Below are 14050 nucleotides of genomic sequence, written 5' to 3'. Positions count from 1 at the left end.
CCTCCAGCCTTCCCTTGTCCGACCTCGCGTCAGCTGCGGCAGTGCATTACGGCCACACATACTGATGCCCCTAGCTATGATCACGCCTGCCCTGCGCCATCTAGTCCGCCTGCTACTGCTGCACACTGCCCTGTTGCTAAGCATCACCAGCCAGGCCAATGCGTCGACCGAAGCGCCTGCACAGAGCGAGGACAGCTGGACCATCAATATGCAGAGCGCGGAAATACGCGACTTTATCGAGCAGATATCCAGCATCAGCGGACAGACCTTCATTATTGACCCACGGGTAAAAGGCCAGGTCACGGTGATTGCCCAGCAGCCGATGAATATCGCCGAGGTCTACAAGCTGTTCCTCTCGGTCATGAGCACCCATGGTTTCGCCGTGATGCCGCAGGGCAATCAGCTGAGTATCATTCCCAGTAGCGAGGCCAAGACCACCGCAGGCAGCAACGGCAACCTGGAAACGCGTGTACTGCAGGTACAACATGGCGCCGCCAACGACCTGCTGCCGCTGATCCGTCCGCTGGTGGCCAACTATGGCCACCTGGCAGCCGTGCCTTCATCCAATAGCCTGATCATCAGTGACACACCGGCCAATATCGCCCGTATCGACGAAATCATCCGTCAGTTGGACAGCCAGAATCAGGACGATTTCAGCGTCTATGACCTGCGCCATGCCTGGGTTCATGAATTGGCGGCGGTGATCAATAGTTCACTGAAAAACGCCCAGGCCAGCGGCGCACAAGTAATTGCCGACACCCGCGCCAACCGTCTGCTGCTGCTCGGCCCCAGCGACGCCCGCGCGCGCCTGTTAAAACTAGCGCAGAGCCTCGACACACCCAGCTCGCGATCGACCAATACCCGCGTTATCCGCCTACGCCATGGTGATGCCAAGGAGATGGCAAAGACCCTCGGCGACTTCGGCGACAACCTGAGCCAAAGCCAGGGCAGCGAAAACGCTGCACCGCTGAAGCTGATGATTCGCGCCGACGAGAGCCTTAATGCCATCGTCATCATGGCTGAGGCCGATGTCGTCAATATGTTCGAGGACCTGGTGCGCCAGTTGGATATCCCCCGCGCTCAGGTGCTGGTAGAGGCGGCCATCGTTGAGATGTCCGGCGATATCAATGATGCCCTAGGTGTGCAATGGGCCATCGATGGCCGCAGCGGGGGTGGCCTAGGCGGCGTCAATTTCAGTAATACCGGCCTGTCGGTCGGCACTCTGCTCGGCGCCATCGCCAGCGAAAACCCCGGCGAACTGGCTGCGGCGCTGCCCAACGGGGCGATTATCGGCGTCGGCAACGACAACTTCGGCGCACTGATCACCGCGCTTTCGTCGAACGGTAAAAGCAACCTGCTCTCCACCCCGACCCTGTTGACCCTGGACAACCAAGCCGCCGAGATTCTGGTCGGGCAGAACGTGCCCTTCCAGACCGGCTCTTACACCACCGACGCTGCCGGCTCGAGCAACCCCTTCACCACCATTGAGCGTAAGGATATCGGCGTCACCCTCAAGGTCACCCCGCATATCAATGAAGGCGCCACCCTACGCCTGGTGATCGAACAAGAAATCTCCTCCATCGCCCCGAGCACCGGATTGAATGCCCAGGCCGTGGATCTGGTCACCAACAAGCGCTCGATCAAGAGCACCGTGCTGGCCGATGACGGCCAGGTGATCGTGCTCGGTGGTCTGATTCAGGACGACATCACCAGTAGCGAAAGCAAGGTGCCGCTGCTCGGTGATATTCCAGGCCTGGGCCGTCTGTTTCGCTCAACCCGCGAAGCACGGCAGAAGCGCAACCTGATGGTGTTCCTTCGCCCGAGCGTGGCGCGCGACGGCGTTGGCCTGGCCAACCTGAGCCTGGGTAAATACCGCGACCTGCGCCTGCTCGGCCAGGCCAACGGTTACGACCACCTACCGCAGCAGGTCCATGGCTTGTTCAGCCAGGGTATTGAGGAACCTGCGACCGACCTGCGCCAGCCGGCAAAAGCCATTCCGGTAAAACCGAGCAAGACCCTGATCGAAACGCCGAAACCTGTCGACCCAGCCACTCTGGGCGATGGCCGGGGCGGCGAAAGCAAACCCAAGGTTGCAGCGCGCCGCCACACTATTCAGCTGGTCGAAGGCAGCAGCCGCGATTTTATGCAGGCACTGCTCGAACGCCACCCGAAACAGCCGCTGCGCCTGGCCGAACGCAATCAAGCCGGGGAAATCCGCTACGCCGTGCTTTATGGCAGCTACCCAAGCCGCGAGATGGCTCTCAAAGCCCTGGCCGCCCTGCCCGAACAACTGCCCAAACGCGGCGCCAGCGCCCAGCCCGAGTAAGCGTAAAGCCACTTCTACGCTGCTCAGCAATGCGATTACCGAGCAGCCTGGAACTGTGCCCCATTCCGAGCGAGACGTGGCACACCCTGCATATGAGACCAGCGTTCAAATTAAACAAGCTGGCCCTACCCATACCCTCTGCCTGTGAACTGCATAGCGAATAACCGCAAAGGCTCTACCTAGACTGCGCGACTTCAACTTTCCAGACTAATGGAGCAGTCGCATGTCAAAACGCTGGATTACAGCCGCAGTCGCCACCGCCATTGTCGGCGGCGTCTTGGGGGTCGTGCTCTCGGCTGACCTTGAGCCAAAGCCAAGCCAAGCGGCATCGAACAACAACCCCGACGGCAAAGCACCCACGCCTAGCGCAAATACGCTCGCGCCTGTCAGCCCAGCAGCCAGCCAAGGCGCCAGCGGCGTCTCTACCCTGCAGGCCAAACCGCCCGTGGCCACCAGCAGCGCCGCGCAGGCCACGCTCTGGGATGCCCAGTCGCTGCAGGAAACCGAGAGCAACGGCATCACTCAGCACCTGACCCAGGTCGACCCACAGCAACTCAGCAACCTGGCGGTCGGTCAGGTGGTTTCCCTGGCACTGCCGGGGCGTAGCAGCCCAACCCGCGCCACTCTCGGCGAAACCCGCAACACCGCCGGCAGCGCCGTATGGCAAGGCAGCCTGATCGATGGCGACGAGGTGGAAAGCATGACCCTGGTCAAGGGCGCGCTGGAGACCCATATCACCGTCGCCACGCTCGACGGCAGCCTGTCGATCATCATCGATAACGCCACCGGCAAGACGGTGATCACCGATGAAAACCAGCTGGTCATGCGGGCCGATCCCAATGACCACCTGCACTACGACCATAAAGAACTGGCCCCGCTGCCACCGCCCGCTCAGGGCTGATCACCGTTAACCAACATCGCACAAGGAATGCTGATATGAAAAAAGTGCAATGGCTCTCCGCCCTCGCACTGGCCCTGACTGCCCATAGCGCTCAGGCCAACCCCGAAACCGTCGACATCATGGTGCTCTACACCAAGGACGCTCAGGCCCTGCCTAACGGCCGCGACATTGACGCTCGCATCGCCAGCTACATCGAATACACCAACACGGCATACGCCAAGAGCGGCATCAACATCCGTCTGCGCCTGGTGCACAAGCAGCTGCTTGATTGGGCCAATTACTACGATGTGTCCAGCGCCACACTGAACAAGTTCACCGACGACGCTCAGGTAAAGCGCCTGCGTGAGCAATACGGCGCCGATGTGGTACAGCTGATCAACCGCACAACTCAGGGCCAGGGTTATGGCGTCTGCGGTATCGCCTGGATGGGCACGGGCACGAAGAACAGCGACCGCTTCAACAGCGGCGCCAAGGAAATGGCCTATGGCCTGACGGGTGTCGACTGCAGCCTCAGCACCTTCGCCCATGAAGCCGGCCACAATATGGGCCTGCGCCACTCCTACGAACAGGACCAGCAGGAAGGCTATTACAACGCCAACGGCCACAACGGCACTCACGAATGGAGCCGTGGCTACGGCGTCCAGGGCCAGTTCAGCACCATCATGGCCTACCCACAGGTCTTCGGCGCACGCCGTCAGGCGCCGGTATTTTCCAACCCACGGCTGAATGACGCCGACTGCGCCAACCAGCCTTGCGGCATGCCCGATCGTTCCGATGCCGTGCGCTCGCTGAACGTCATGGCCACGCAGATCGCCGCCTTCCGCGCCACCCAGGTGCCAGTCACCAGCAACCCCGGCACCGGCAATCCGACCACGCCACCGGCCGAGCTGCCCTGGTGCAGCAAACCCGCACTCAAGGGTTTGGTCAGCAACGGCGAATTCAATAGCAACCAAGGCTGGCGTGCACTGTTCGGTCAGGCGCAGTTGAGCCTGGTCAATGTGGCACTGAACTGCCGCGACAACGCACTGCAGATGGATGCACAGTCCTTCGACGTACTGGCTACACCGGTCACCGGCCTGACTGCCGGCGCGCAATATCGTCTGAAAGCCAAGACCATGCTCAAGGCCCGTGACAGCCGTGAGAGCGTGCGCGTGGCGATCCTCCAGGAAAGCACTGACGGCCGCTTTACTTACAGCACCGAGCAGACGGTAGGCCTGTCCGTAACTGGCAACGAGTTCAGCCGCCTGGAAAAAACCTTTACTTATAAAACACCAAGCAACGTGCGCAATCTGTATGTGGCGATCTGGAGCGACAGCGGCAGCAGCCTGCTGGTTGATGAAGTCGAACTGCAAGAAGTCCAGGCCGCTGCGCCACCAACACCGCCGGCACCGACCCAGTTCGGCTGGAACTTCGAGAACGGCATTGGTGGCTGGTCTGGCTTCCATGGCAGCGCCCGCGCCAGCACGTTCGCCAACGGCAGCCGCCAGGCTCTGGAAGCCTATCAGCGTCAGTACGAAGGCTCTGGCGCAAGCGTCAGCCTGCTCGGCAATGTCCAAGCCGGTAATCGTTATCGCGTCTCGGCCGACCTGAGTATTGGTCGTAGCAGTGCGGTCAGCGCCATCGCCTATGCCTACCTGTATGTCGAAGATGGCAATGGTCGTGGCCAGTACCTGCCACTTGGCCAGCGCCCCACCCGTGGTGGCAGCTGGAGCAAGTTGCAGCAGGAGGTACAGCTGCCAGCCGGCACCCTGCGCCGCGCCGATCTGCTGATCCTTGGCACACAACGCGGACAGTCGTTGTTTATCGACAACGTCAGCATCGGCAAGCTGTAAGAACCCGTAGTACCCGAGCCCATGACTGCCTTAGCAGCCATGGGCTTTTTCATTAAGGAGTTTCTATGTTGCAACCCAGCCAACCGGCCCAGTCAGTTGCCTCGGAACACTTGATCACAGGCTTGTGTCTGTTGCTTCTGCTGGCTGGCAGTATCAGCCTGGCTTATCAGGGCGCGGCGTTCTGGCGCTTACTGCATAGCCCGGTCAACCTGACGCCCGTGCAGCAAGCCCCAGTACAACCGGTTATAGATCAGCAGCAGTTGGCGACATTGTTCGGTGTCCCTCTACTCGACAGTAGCGGCCCGGCTCCGGCCACTGCCCTGCAACTAACCTTGATGGCAGCCTTCAATCACCCACAAAGCAGCCGTTCCAGCGCCATCATCAGCCAAACCGGCAAGGCTCCTGAGCGTTTTATGGTGGGCGCAACCATCGCTCCAGGCGTGGTCCTCGACAGCGTGCAACGCCAGCACGTCACCCTACGCCGTCATGGTCGTCGCGAGAGTCTGCACTTCCCAGACCAATCCACCCAGCAGCTGACAGCGGTCCACACACCCGTCGCGGCAACGCTGATCAGCCAAGCCGTCAGTCGCGACTGAACAGCAGCCGTGAACGTTTCAACCAGCACAACCTCGACCGCGCTGATGAAAAGCCAGCTGAACCGCGTGCGATCCGGCGACTGTAAGCGTACCGGCGGACCGTGCTGATAGCCCCGCCAGAAATGCTCTTGCCCAGCTACGCAAACCACTCAGCAACACCGCAGCCAGCAGTAGACATGCCCTGACATGCCCTGACATGCCCTGCATAACCAATAAGTTGATAGCGGACGCAAAGCAGAAACGCCCCGCGAACACGAATCGCCGCAGTTACCCACAAATAAAAAACCGCCTGCGAAGAGGCGGTTTTTTCCAGTGCTACCGACGAGGTTCAGTTACCTTCGCGGCGCAGCGCCTGCGGGGTGAAGTCACGAGGACCCAACTTGGCGTTGAAGTTGTACATCGGCTCGTTGTTATCCAGGCCATCGACAAAGTAACGCTTGCCCTTGAAGTCGTAGATGGTCTCCAGGGTGCTGCCAAACATCGGCACGTCGTAATAGCTGATCGGGTGGCTTTCCTGCACGCCGCTCAGCTCGCCGCTCTTGTCGTAGAGGTCAGCGGCAAGGATCTGCCAGCTGTCCTCGTCGATATAGAAGCGACGTTTGGCATATGGATGGCTAAAGCCTTTACGCAGCTCGGCCTCGACCACCCATACACGGTGCAGTTCATAGCGCAGCAGCTCCGGGTTGACGGTGTTGCTACGCAGGATATTGTCGTAAGGGATGCCCTTCTGATGCACGGCATAGCTGTTGTATGGCACCAGCATTTCCTGCTTGCCGACAAGCGTCCACTCGTAACGATCCGGCGCGCCATTGTAAGAATCGACCACGTCTGCAGTGGCCATGCCGTTGGTGTCTGGTTGCAGGGTGTCATAGGCCAGCATCGGCAAGCGGCGCACGCGGCGCTCGCCACGGTTGAAGCGCCAGGCTTTACGGATTGCCAGTACCTGGTCGAGGGTTTCCTGCACCACCAGCGCTGAACCGGCGAGCTTGGCCGGCGCTACCACCTTGTACTTGTAGTAGAACAGGGTGTTGTCCAAGTCCTGCGGGCTGACGCCTTCACGACCGTAGAGGAAGTAAATATCGCGTTCCAATTTGAGCAGGTTGTAAGCACCGTTGCTCAGCACTGCAGCCTGGTTGGTAACAAAGCTAATCTGATCTCCACGGTAACGCATGATGTGGTTCCAGATAACTTCCTGACCGGTTGTCGGCAGCGGGAAGGGAATACCGGCTGCCGCACCGGCGACACCATTACCGCCGGAAATCAGTTCGGCAGTCTGCGCATTGAAGCGCGTAGCGTCATAGATACGCTGCGGCGCGGCCGCGCTGCGCCGGGTCGGGAATACCCGCAGAAAGTAATCCGGGTTCTTTTCCAGCAATGCCTTAAGGCCGGCCGGCAGCTGCGCCTGGTACTGCACCAGATTCTGGCTGTTGATCTGATACAACGGCGCATCGGCGCTGTAGGGGTCTGGGTGGTGCATGCCCGGCTGGTAGTTGGCTGGCGGCTGCGCCAGGCCACCGTCCCAGGCGGGGATGGTGCCAGCTGCATTCCCCGCGCGCTCACCGCCAAGCGGCGTTAGGTCCTGACCCAGGCGTGCTGCCTGGGTACTGTCGACTTTGGCCTGTGCCTGTAACGCGCACGTAGCCAGCAGCAGAATTGAAAGCGTTCTCAACACAGCGATCTCCTCGCAGCCTGGCCAAAGGCAGGGCTGCTGTTTTTATGACCGGGGCAGTGCTGCCCGGGTTTATGTGCCGTCTTGGTGAGGAGCCGTCCTGGCGGGCGTCGGATTATTCCGATCTTGTGCAATCGTCCTTGTGCTTACGGTCTTGCTGCGCCGATACCTCAGCGCGTGGATCAATCAATCGATGCGCTGGAACTTCAGGTCCCACACGCCATGCCCCAGTCGCTCGCCGCGGCGCTCGAACTTGGTCGTTGGGCGCTCCGTCGGGCGCGGTACGTATTGGTCATCTTCGGCCTGATTCTGGAAGCCAGGCGCCACACTCATCACTTCCAACATGTACTCGGCGTAGGGCTGCCAATCGGTGGCCATGTGCAACACACCGCCGACCTTGAGCTTCTGCCGTACCAGCTCGGCAAACGCCGGTTGTACGATGCGCCGCTTGTTATGTTTAGCCTTGTGCCACGGGTCAGGAAAGAATAGCAGCACCCGATCCAGGCTGGCGTCGGCCACACAGGTGCGCAGTACGTCCATCGCATCGCAGCTGTAGACGCGCATGTTGCTGAGGTTCTGCGTCATCAAGCCGTTGAGCAGTGCACCAACACCCGGGCGGTGTACTTCCACCCCGATAAAATCCTGTTCGGGCGAAGCAGCGGCCATTTCCAGGGTGGAATGGCCCATGCCGAAGCCGATTTCGAAGGTGCGCGGCGCAGTACGACCGAACACCTGATCGAAATCGCGCAGACCATCCTCCAACTGCAGGCCGAACTTCGGCCAGCCCTGATCAAGACCACGTTGCTGGCCTTCGGTCATGCGTCCAGCACGCATCACGAAACTCTTGATCGCGCGGTGCTTGGAAGTGTCTTCAGCAGGCTCAGGTTGTTGCTGTAATTCAGTCATGCTGTGCTCTTAAAGTGCTTTTACGATTTCGCGAGCTAGAGCTATGCAAGGCAGAAACAGGAGAGGAAGCGGAGTGTACTTTTGTACATGAGCATTCCGAGCCTGTTTCTAACGCAGCAGGGCCGACGCGCAGCAAATCGTAGTCCTTACTTGATTAGGCCATCCAGCGGCGAAGAAGCGCTGGCATAAAGTTTTTTCGGCATGCGCCCAGCCAGGTAGGCCATGCGCCCGGCAATGATCGCGTGCTTCATCGCCTCGCCCATCAGAATCGGATTCTGTGCATGGGCAATCGCGCTGTTCATCAGCACCGCCTCGCAGCCCAGTTCCATTGCAATGGTGGCATCGGACGCAGTGCCCACGCCGGCATCGACCAATACGGGAACGGTAGCTTCTTCAAGAATGATGCGCAGGTTGTACGGATTGCAGATGCCCAGGCCAGTACCGATCAGACCGGCCAGCGGCATCACCGCGATACAGCCCATGGCCGCCAGCTCGCGGGCGATGATCGGGTCATCGCTGGTGTACACCATCACGTCGAAACCATCCTTGACCAGCACTTCGGCGGCCTTGAGGGTTTCGATCACATTGGGGAACAGGGTCTTCTGGTCAGCCAGCACTTCCAGCTTGACCAGCTTGTGACCGTCCAGCAGCTCACGAGCCAAACGGCAGGTGCGCACCGCCTCTACGGCGTCATAGCAACCGGCGGTATTCGGCAGGATGGTGTAGCGCTCGGGGCTGATCACATCCAGCAGGTTCGGCTCACCCGGGTTCTGCCCGATATTGGTCCGGCGCACCGCCACGGTGACAATCTCGGCACCTGAGGCCTCAATGGCCAGGCGGGTTTCTTCGAGGTCCTTGTACTTACCGGTACCCACCAGCAGACGCGACTGGTAGGTACGGCCGGCCAGGGTAAAGGGCTTGTCGCTGGGCGCGTGGCTCATGGGTAATCCTCGTGAAGGTGGGCGGCAGTCAGAACGCGATAAACCGATGAGCGGTGATCAACCACCGCCGATGGCGTGCACCACTTCAACCCGGTCACCCTCGCGCAAGGCGGTGGCGGCGTGCTGGCTGCGCGGCACGATATCCAGATTGAGTTCAACCGCCACGCGACGTCCGGCCAGATCCAGACGGTCGATCAACTCGGCGACGGTTGTGTCGTCGGGCAATTCGAATGCTTCACCGTTTAACTGAACATGCATGACGGGTCGGTCACAACTGGGAAAAGGGCCGGCATTCTAGCCTGATCATGGGCATTGACCAAGGCTGAAGGCTACCGCCCGCCCTATTTTCTGACTTGCGGGTCAAGCCGTATTGCGCGCACCGAGCTTCCAAGCCGCCACACCCAGGCACAACCAGCCGGCGAGAAACGCCAGACCACCGAAGGGCGTGACCACGCCCAACGCACTGATGCCGCTCAAGGTCAGGGCATACAGGCTGCCAGAGAACAGTAAGATGCCCAGGGCAAAAAGCGCGCCGGCGCAATTGATCAGCGGCGTAGGCCGCAGCATTACCAGCAAACCTACGCCAAACAACGCCAGTGCGTGAATCAGTTGGTAATGGGTGCCGGTTTGAAACACCGCGAGATAGGCCGGCGTCAGCTGATGCTTCAGGCCATGCGCAGCAAAGGCGCCCAAAGCGACACCGGTAAAACCGGCACAAGCGGACAGCAATAACCACAGACGAGCCATGCATCACTCCAGCTATAAAGACAGGGCTGGCTATAATGGCCGGCAAAATCACCCTGGCCAAGCACGCATGTTTCGATCCATCGCCCGCCGCCTGCTCAAACTCCTGCTCTGGCTGATCCTCGGCTCGGTACTGCTGGTGTTGTTATTCCGCTGGGTACCACCACCCGGCACGGCACTGATGGTCGAGCGCAAGGTCGAATCCTGGCTCGACGATCAGCCCATCGACCTACAGCGCAGTTGGCGGCCGTGGAGTGAACTGCCTGACGATCTGAAGATGGCGGTAATTGCCGGCGAGGATCAAAAATTCGCCGACCACTGGGGCTTTGATGTCGCGGCCATCCAGGCAGCCCTGGAGCACAACCAGCAAGGCGGCTCGCTACGCGGCGCCAGCACCCTCAGCCAGCAGGTGGCGAAGAACCTGTTCCTCTGGTCCGGCCGCAGCTGGCTGCGCAAGGGCATAGAAGTGTGGTTCACCGGCCTGATCGAACTGCTCTGGCCCAAGCGACGGATTCTTGAGGTGTACCTCAACAGCGTCGAGTGGGGCGACGGCGTGTTCGGCGCCGAAGCGGCGGCGCGGCATCACTTCAAGGTCGGCGCGCCCTATCTGTCACGCCAGCAGAGCAGTCTGCTGGCCGCAGTGCTACCAAACCCGCGTGAATGGAGCGCCAGCCGTCCCAGCGCGCGCATCAGCCTGCGGGCCAGCTGGATTCGTCAGCAGATGTGGCAACTGGGCGGCAGTCACTACCTCAACCGCCTGCAACCCAGCCATCCAGAGTGGTGGCCGGCGCAGTTAAAAGACCTCTGACTCAGCGCTGCTTGAGCAGATGCCGCGGCACTGCATAGAGGAAATACAGCTCGTCGTCCTGCAGGTGCGCGGTCATGCCCAGCTCGGGATACACCCAGGCCTGCCCTTGCACCAGCTCGAGGGTAAGACGCGGCTGACCGATGCTCGCGGCCAGCCGCGCAGCATCCAGTGGAGCAGGCGGTAACAGGGTCAGCGCAATAATCGGGCGATTGGCCAATGACACCAGCAGCTGGCTACCCAGTGGCTGCTCCTTATCCGTCGGTTTCAGCCCAGCGGCGGTCAGCAGGCTCTCGCGTTCGGCTTTATCCAGACCGACTTCTGCCTCCAGCGACCAATTACCATCAGCATCCTGCAGCTCACCGCGATACAGCAGGCGGGCGCCGTCCAGATTGGGCTGCAGCCAAAGCTCGCCCTCCAGAGCATCCTTCAGGTGCACCAAACTCAGGCGATCATCGGCCAACGGAGTCAGCACCTTGGTTTGCCATTGCGCCAGCCAGGGCAAAGGTTGTGCGGCCGGCTGCGGACGCATCAGCCATGCGCCCCAGGCAAAGAACAAGGCGGCGACCACGGCAAAGATCAGCCAGTGCTGCGGGCGTATGGGCGGTAATTTCATCGAGGTTTTCCTTGGCCATAAAAAAGCCGCACCTAGGTGCGGCTTCTGACAGTAGCGCGATTTACGCGGCGATCGAGCCCTTGAGCTTGTTCATCGCGTTTTTTTCCAGCTGCCGGATACGCTCGGCCGACACGTTGTACTTGGCGGCCAGGTCATGCAGCGTGGCTTTTTCTTCGGCCAGCCAGCGCTGGTAAAGAATGTCACGGCTGCGCTCGTCCAGACCTTCCAGCGCTTCGTGCAGATTGGCGTTGGAACTGTCGCTCCAGTCCGAATCTTCCAGCTGACGTGCCGGGTCGTAGCGGTGATCTTCCAGATAATGCGCCGGCGACTGGAAGGCGCTTTCGTCATCCGCCTCGGCAGCCGGATCGAAGGCCATATCATGGCCGGTCAGGCGGCTTTCCATCTCGCGCACTTCACGCGGCTCAACGCCCAGGCTTGCGGCCACGGCATGCACTTCGTCGTTGTTCAGCCAGGCCAAACGCTTCTTCTGGCTGCGCAGGTTGAAGAACAGTTTGCGCTGCGCCTTGGTGGTGGCGACTTTGACGATGCGCCAGTTTTTAAGGATGAACTCGTGGATCTCGGCGCGAATCCAGTGCACGGCAAACGACACCAGGCGCACACCCATTTCTGGGTTGAAGCGCTTGACCGCCTTCATCAGGCCGACGTTGCCTTCCTGAATCAGGTCAGCCTGGGCCAGACCGTAACCGGAGTAGCTGCGGGCGATATGCACAACAAAACGCAGGTGAGCCAGCACCATTTGCCGGGCGGCCTCGAGGTCTTGTTTGTAGAAGAGACTTTCCGCCAGTTCACGCTCCTGCTCAGGGGTCAACAGCGGGATGCCGTTCACCGCATGCACGTATGCCTCCAGGTTGGCACCCGGAACCAGAGCATGAACAGGTTGCAAAGAAGTGGACATTTGAATCCTCCGACTTACGAATCGTGAAGCAGTCTAGCACTGCCCCATGGGACTTTGTACCTCGGTACAAGTTCCCTTACACATAGTCAATATCAAGCAAAACAATAACTTACTATCTGGGTGCCAGTTCGTTCAAGTGCCTTGCGACTGCCAGCCAAGCGCCAATATAGCCCAACAGCACCGCGCCGAGCAGTAGTGATAGACCATCGGCTATCGGCACGCCCGCCAGGGCGAAGTCGCTGCCGTACAAACCGGCCAGGCGCACCACGGCATCATTCAGCCAGCCCAGGCCGTAGGCCAACAGCAGCCAAGCCAGCAGCCCAGCGCCCAAACCGTAAAGCGTGCCCATATAGAGGAAGGGCCGACGCACATAGCTGTCGGTGCCGCCGACCAGCTTGATCACCTCGATCTCGGTGCGGCGGTTCTCGATATGCAGACGAATGGTATTGCCGATCACCAGCAGCAGCGCCATCACCAGCAAGAGGGTCAGGCCGAAGACAAAGCGCTCACCCAGCTTGAGCATGGCGCTCAGACGCTCGACCCAGAGCAGATCCAGCTGCGCCTGTTGCACCCGCGGCAACTCGGCCAAACGCTGACGCAGTGCTTCCAGGGCGACCTTGTCGACCTGCTGCGGCGTCACCACAATCACCCCAGGCAGCGGGTTATCCGGCAGCTCCTTAAGCGCTTCGCCAAGACCGGACTGCTGCTGAAACTCGGCCAGGGCCTGTTCGCGACTGATCCACTCGGCCTCTTCCACATCGTCCATTGCCGCAATCTGCTCGCGCAGCGCTTGGCCCTGAGCGTCGGTGGCGTCGATCTGCAGAAACAGGGAAACTTGCGCCGCACGCTGCCAGGACACGCCCAGGCGCTCGACGTTATCCAGCAGCAGCGCCAACCCCATGGGCAGGCTGAGAGCAACGGCCATCACTAGGCAGGTAAAGAAACTGCCAATCGGCTGTTTACCCAACCGACGCAGGCTGTCGACCAGACTGGCGCGGTGGTTTTCCAGCCAGGCATGCAGCTGTTGGGAAAAACTTGGGCCGTCATCGCCCGGGGTCGGCGACTCAGACTTCTTCGGCGCTGCGCCGACGCGCTGCGCCGGTTGTGGCGGTGGCATGCGGGTAGCGCTCATGCAGCCTCCCCGTCGCCGATCAAGCGGCCGCGCTGCAGGGTCAGCATGCGGTGGCGCATACGCGCGATCAGGGCCAGGTCATGGCTGGCGATCAGCACGGTGGTGCCGAGGCGGTTGATGTCCTCAAACACGCCCATGATCTCGGCCGCCAGGCGCGGATCGAGGTTACCGGTGGGCTCATCCGCCAGCAGCAGAGCCGGGCGATGTACCACAGCGCGGGCGATACCGACGCGCTGCTGCTGACCGGTAGACAGGTCGCCTGGTGATTGCTCGGCCTTGTCGGCCAGCGACACGCGCTCCAGCGCGGTGCGCACGCGGGTGCCTATCTCGTCCTTGGACAGGCCGAGAATCTGCAGTGGCAGTGCCACGTTGTCGAACACACTGCGGTCGAACAGCAGCTGATGGTTCTGGAACACCACGCCGATCTGCCGGCGCAAAAATGGAATCTGTGCATTGGTGATATGCGACAGATCCTGCCCGGCCAGCAGCAGCTTGCCGCTGCTTGGCCGCTCCATCGCCAGCAACAGGCGCAGCAAAGTACTCTTGCCCGCCCCGGAGTGACCAGTGACAAAGAGGAACTCGCCACGGCGCACGTGGAAGCTCAGCTCGTGCAGCCCGACATGGCCGTTGGCGTAGCGCTTACCGACCTGCTCGAATTTGATCATC

Annotated in this window: 14 protein-coding genes; 5 read left to right on the top strand and 9 right to left on the bottom strand. The window is 60.7% G+C overall.

The window, feature by feature from the left end; genetic code table 11:
* The first annotated feature begins 64 nt into the window (after positions 1 to 64).
* The 4 genes from gspD (at position 65) to ACIGEK_RS05350 (ending at position 5655) form a co-directional block, all read left to right on the top strand.
* Positions 65 to 2326 carry a type II secretion system secretin GspD gene (gene gspD, locus ACIGEK_RS05365; RefSeq protein ID WP_397492295.1) on the top strand — a complete coding sequence of 754 codons (2262 nt, stop codon included), beginning with the start codon at positions 65 to 67 and terminating at the stop codon, positions 2324 to 2326.
* Between the two features lie 223 nt (positions 2327 to 2549).
* Positions 2550 to 3227, top strand: coding sequence for a hypothetical protein (locus ACIGEK_RS05360; protein ID WP_397492294.1), 678 nt, complete (start codon positions 2550 to 2552; stop codon positions 3225 to 3227).
* A 35-nt stretch (positions 3228 to 3262) separates the two neighbouring features.
* Positions 3263 to 5059, top strand: a complete 1797-nt coding sequence (locus ACIGEK_RS05355; protein ID WP_397492293.1) for a zinc-dependent metalloprotease family protein — start codon at positions 3263 to 3265, stop codon at positions 5057 to 5059.
* 65 nt (positions 5060 to 5124) lie between these two features.
* Entirely contained in the window at positions 5125 to 5655 is a 531-nt protein-coding gene (locus ACIGEK_RS05350) for a type II secretion system protein N (RefSeq protein ID WP_397492292.1), read from the top strand.
* 328 nt (positions 5656 to 5983) lie between these two features.
* Here the strand turns inward: ACIGEK_RS05350 and ACIGEK_RS05345 are convergent, their stop codons facing one another.
* The 5 genes from ACIGEK_RS05345 to ACIGEK_RS05325 all read right to left on the bottom strand — a co-directional run bounded on the left by ACIGEK_RS05345 (position 5984) and on the right by ACIGEK_RS05325 (position 9918).
* Complete coding sequence (locus ACIGEK_RS05345) at positions 5984 to 7327, bottom strand: DUF1329 domain-containing protein (RefSeq protein WP_397492291.1); 1344 nt, start codon at positions 7325 to 7327, stop codon at positions 5984 to 5986.
* A 183-nt stretch (positions 7328 to 7510) separates the two neighbouring features.
* Complete coding sequence (trmB, locus tag ACIGEK_RS05340; RefSeq protein ID WP_397492290.1) at positions 7511 to 8230, bottom strand: tRNA (guanosine(46)-N7)-methyltransferase TrmB; 720 nt, start codon at positions 8228 to 8230, stop codon at positions 7511 to 7513.
* Positions 8231 to 8376: 146 nt separating this feature from the next.
* Positions 8377 to 9171 (bottom strand): thiazole synthase, encoded by a 795-nt coding sequence (locus tag ACIGEK_RS05335; RefSeq protein ID WP_397492289.1) that lies wholly within the window; start codon positions 9169 to 9171, stop codon positions 8377 to 8379.
* A 57-nt stretch (positions 9172 to 9228) separates the two neighbouring features.
* Complete coding sequence (thiS, locus tag ACIGEK_RS05330) at positions 9229 to 9429, bottom strand: sulfur carrier protein ThiS (protein ID WP_397492288.1); 201 nt, start codon at positions 9427 to 9429, stop codon at positions 9229 to 9231.
* Between the two features lie 102 nt (positions 9430 to 9531).
* The gene (locus tag ACIGEK_RS05325) at positions 9532 to 9918 is read right to left on the bottom strand and encodes a DUF423 domain-containing protein (protein ID WP_397492287.1); all 387 of its coding nucleotides are present in this window, start codon (positions 9916 to 9918) and stop codon (positions 9532 to 9534) included.
* 67 nt (positions 9919 to 9985) lie between these two features.
* On the opposite strand from ACIGEK_RS05325, the gene mtgA reads away from it, so the two are divergent.
* Positions 9986 to 10723, top strand: a complete 738-nt coding sequence (gene mtgA / locus ACIGEK_RS05320) for a monofunctional biosynthetic peptidoglycan transglycosylase (RefSeq protein ID WP_397492286.1) — start codon at positions 9986 to 9988, stop codon at positions 10721 to 10723.
* Between the two features lies 1 nt (position 10724).
* On the opposite strand, the gene ACIGEK_RS05315 is transcribed toward mtgA, so the two are convergent.
* The 4 genes from ACIGEK_RS05315 to ftsE all read right to left on the bottom strand — a co-directional run bounded on the left by ACIGEK_RS05315 (position 10725) and on the right by ftsE (position 14049).
* Complete coding sequence (locus ACIGEK_RS05315) at positions 10725 to 11336, bottom strand: hypothetical protein (RefSeq protein ID WP_397492285.1); 612 nt, start codon at positions 11334 to 11336, stop codon at positions 10725 to 10727.
* A gap of 61 nt (positions 11337 to 11397) precedes the next feature.
* A complete protein-coding gene (gene rpoH, locus ACIGEK_RS05310) occupies positions 11398 to 12252 on the bottom strand; it encodes an RNA polymerase sigma factor RpoH (RefSeq protein ID WP_397492284.1) in 855 nt (284 codons plus the stop codon).
* 112 nt (positions 12253 to 12364) lie between these two features.
* Positions 12365 to 13384, bottom strand: coding sequence for a permease-like cell division protein FtsX (gene ftsX / locus ACIGEK_RS05305; RefSeq protein WP_397492283.1), 1020 nt, complete (start codon positions 13382 to 13384; stop codon positions 12365 to 12367).
* Positions 13381 to 14049, bottom strand: coding sequence for a cell division ATP-binding protein FtsE (gene ftsE / locus ACIGEK_RS05300; protein ID WP_397492282.1), 669 nt, complete (start codon positions 14047 to 14049; stop codon positions 13381 to 13383). The genes ftsX and ftsE overlap by 4 nt, the downstream gene beginning before the upstream one ends.
* Position 14050 lies beyond the last annotated feature (1 nt).

This window comes from Pseudomonas sp. NPDC079086 (assembly GCF_044542155.1).
Lineage (GTDB): Bacteria > Pseudomonadota > Gammaproteobacteria > Pseudomonadales > Pseudomonadaceae > Aquipseudomonas.
Note: the sequence above shows the minus strand (reverse complement) of the source record. Positions and strands in the feature narration are given on the sequence as shown.

What these genes read in the sequence shown, in the direction of transcription:
- gspD (WP_397492295.1), top strand. Translation starts at nt 65, where the DNA reads ATGCCCCTAGCTATGATCACGCCTGCCCTGCGCCATCTAGTCCGCCTG.
- ACIGEK_RS05360 (WP_397492294.1), top strand. Translation starts at nt 2,550, where the DNA reads ATGTCAAAACGCTGGATTACAGCCGCAGTCGCCACCGCCATTGTCGGC.
- ACIGEK_RS05355 (WP_397492293.1), top strand. Translation starts at nt 3,263, where the DNA reads ATGAAAAAAGTGCAATGGCTCTCCGCCCTCGCACTGGCCCTGACTGCC.
- ACIGEK_RS05350 (WP_397492292.1), top strand. Translation starts at nt 5,125, where the DNA reads ATGTTGCAACCCAGCCAACCGGCCCAGTCAGTTGCCTCGGAACACTTG.
- trmB (WP_397492290.1), bottom strand. Translation starts at nt 8,230, where the DNA reads ATGACTGAATTACAGCAACAACCTGAGCCTGCTGAAGACACTTCCAAG.
- ACIGEK_RS05335 (WP_397492289.1), bottom strand. Translation starts at nt 9,171, where the DNA reads ATGAGCCACGCGCCCAGCGACAAGCCCTTTACCCTGGCCGGCCGTACC.
- thiS (WP_397492288.1), bottom strand. Translation starts at nt 9,429, where the DNA reads ATGCATGTTCAGTTAAACGGTGAAGCATTCGAATTGCCCGACGACACA.
- ACIGEK_RS05325 (WP_397492287.1), bottom strand. Translation starts at nt 9,918, where the DNA reads ATGGCTCGTCTGTGGTTATTGCTGTCCGCTTGTGCCGGTTTTACCGGT.
- mtgA (WP_397492286.1), top strand. Translation starts at nt 9,986, where the DNA reads ATGTTTCGATCCATCGCCCGCCGCCTGCTCAAACTCCTGCTCTGGCTG.
- ACIGEK_RS05315 (WP_397492285.1), bottom strand. Translation starts at nt 11,336, where the DNA reads ATGAAATTACCGCCCATACGCCCGCAGCACTGGCTGATCTTTGCCGTG.
- rpoH (WP_397492284.1), bottom strand. Translation starts at nt 12,252, where the DNA reads ATGTCCACTTCTTTGCAACCTGTTCATGCTCTGGTTCCGGGTGCCAAC.
- ftsX (WP_397492283.1), bottom strand. Translation starts at nt 13,384, where the DNA reads ATGAGCGCTACCCGCATGCCACCGCCACAACCGGCGCAGCGCGTCGGC.
- ftsE (WP_397492282.1), bottom strand. Translation starts at nt 14,049, where the DNA reads ATGATCAAATTCGAGCAGGTCGGTAAGCGCTACGCCAACGGCCATGTC.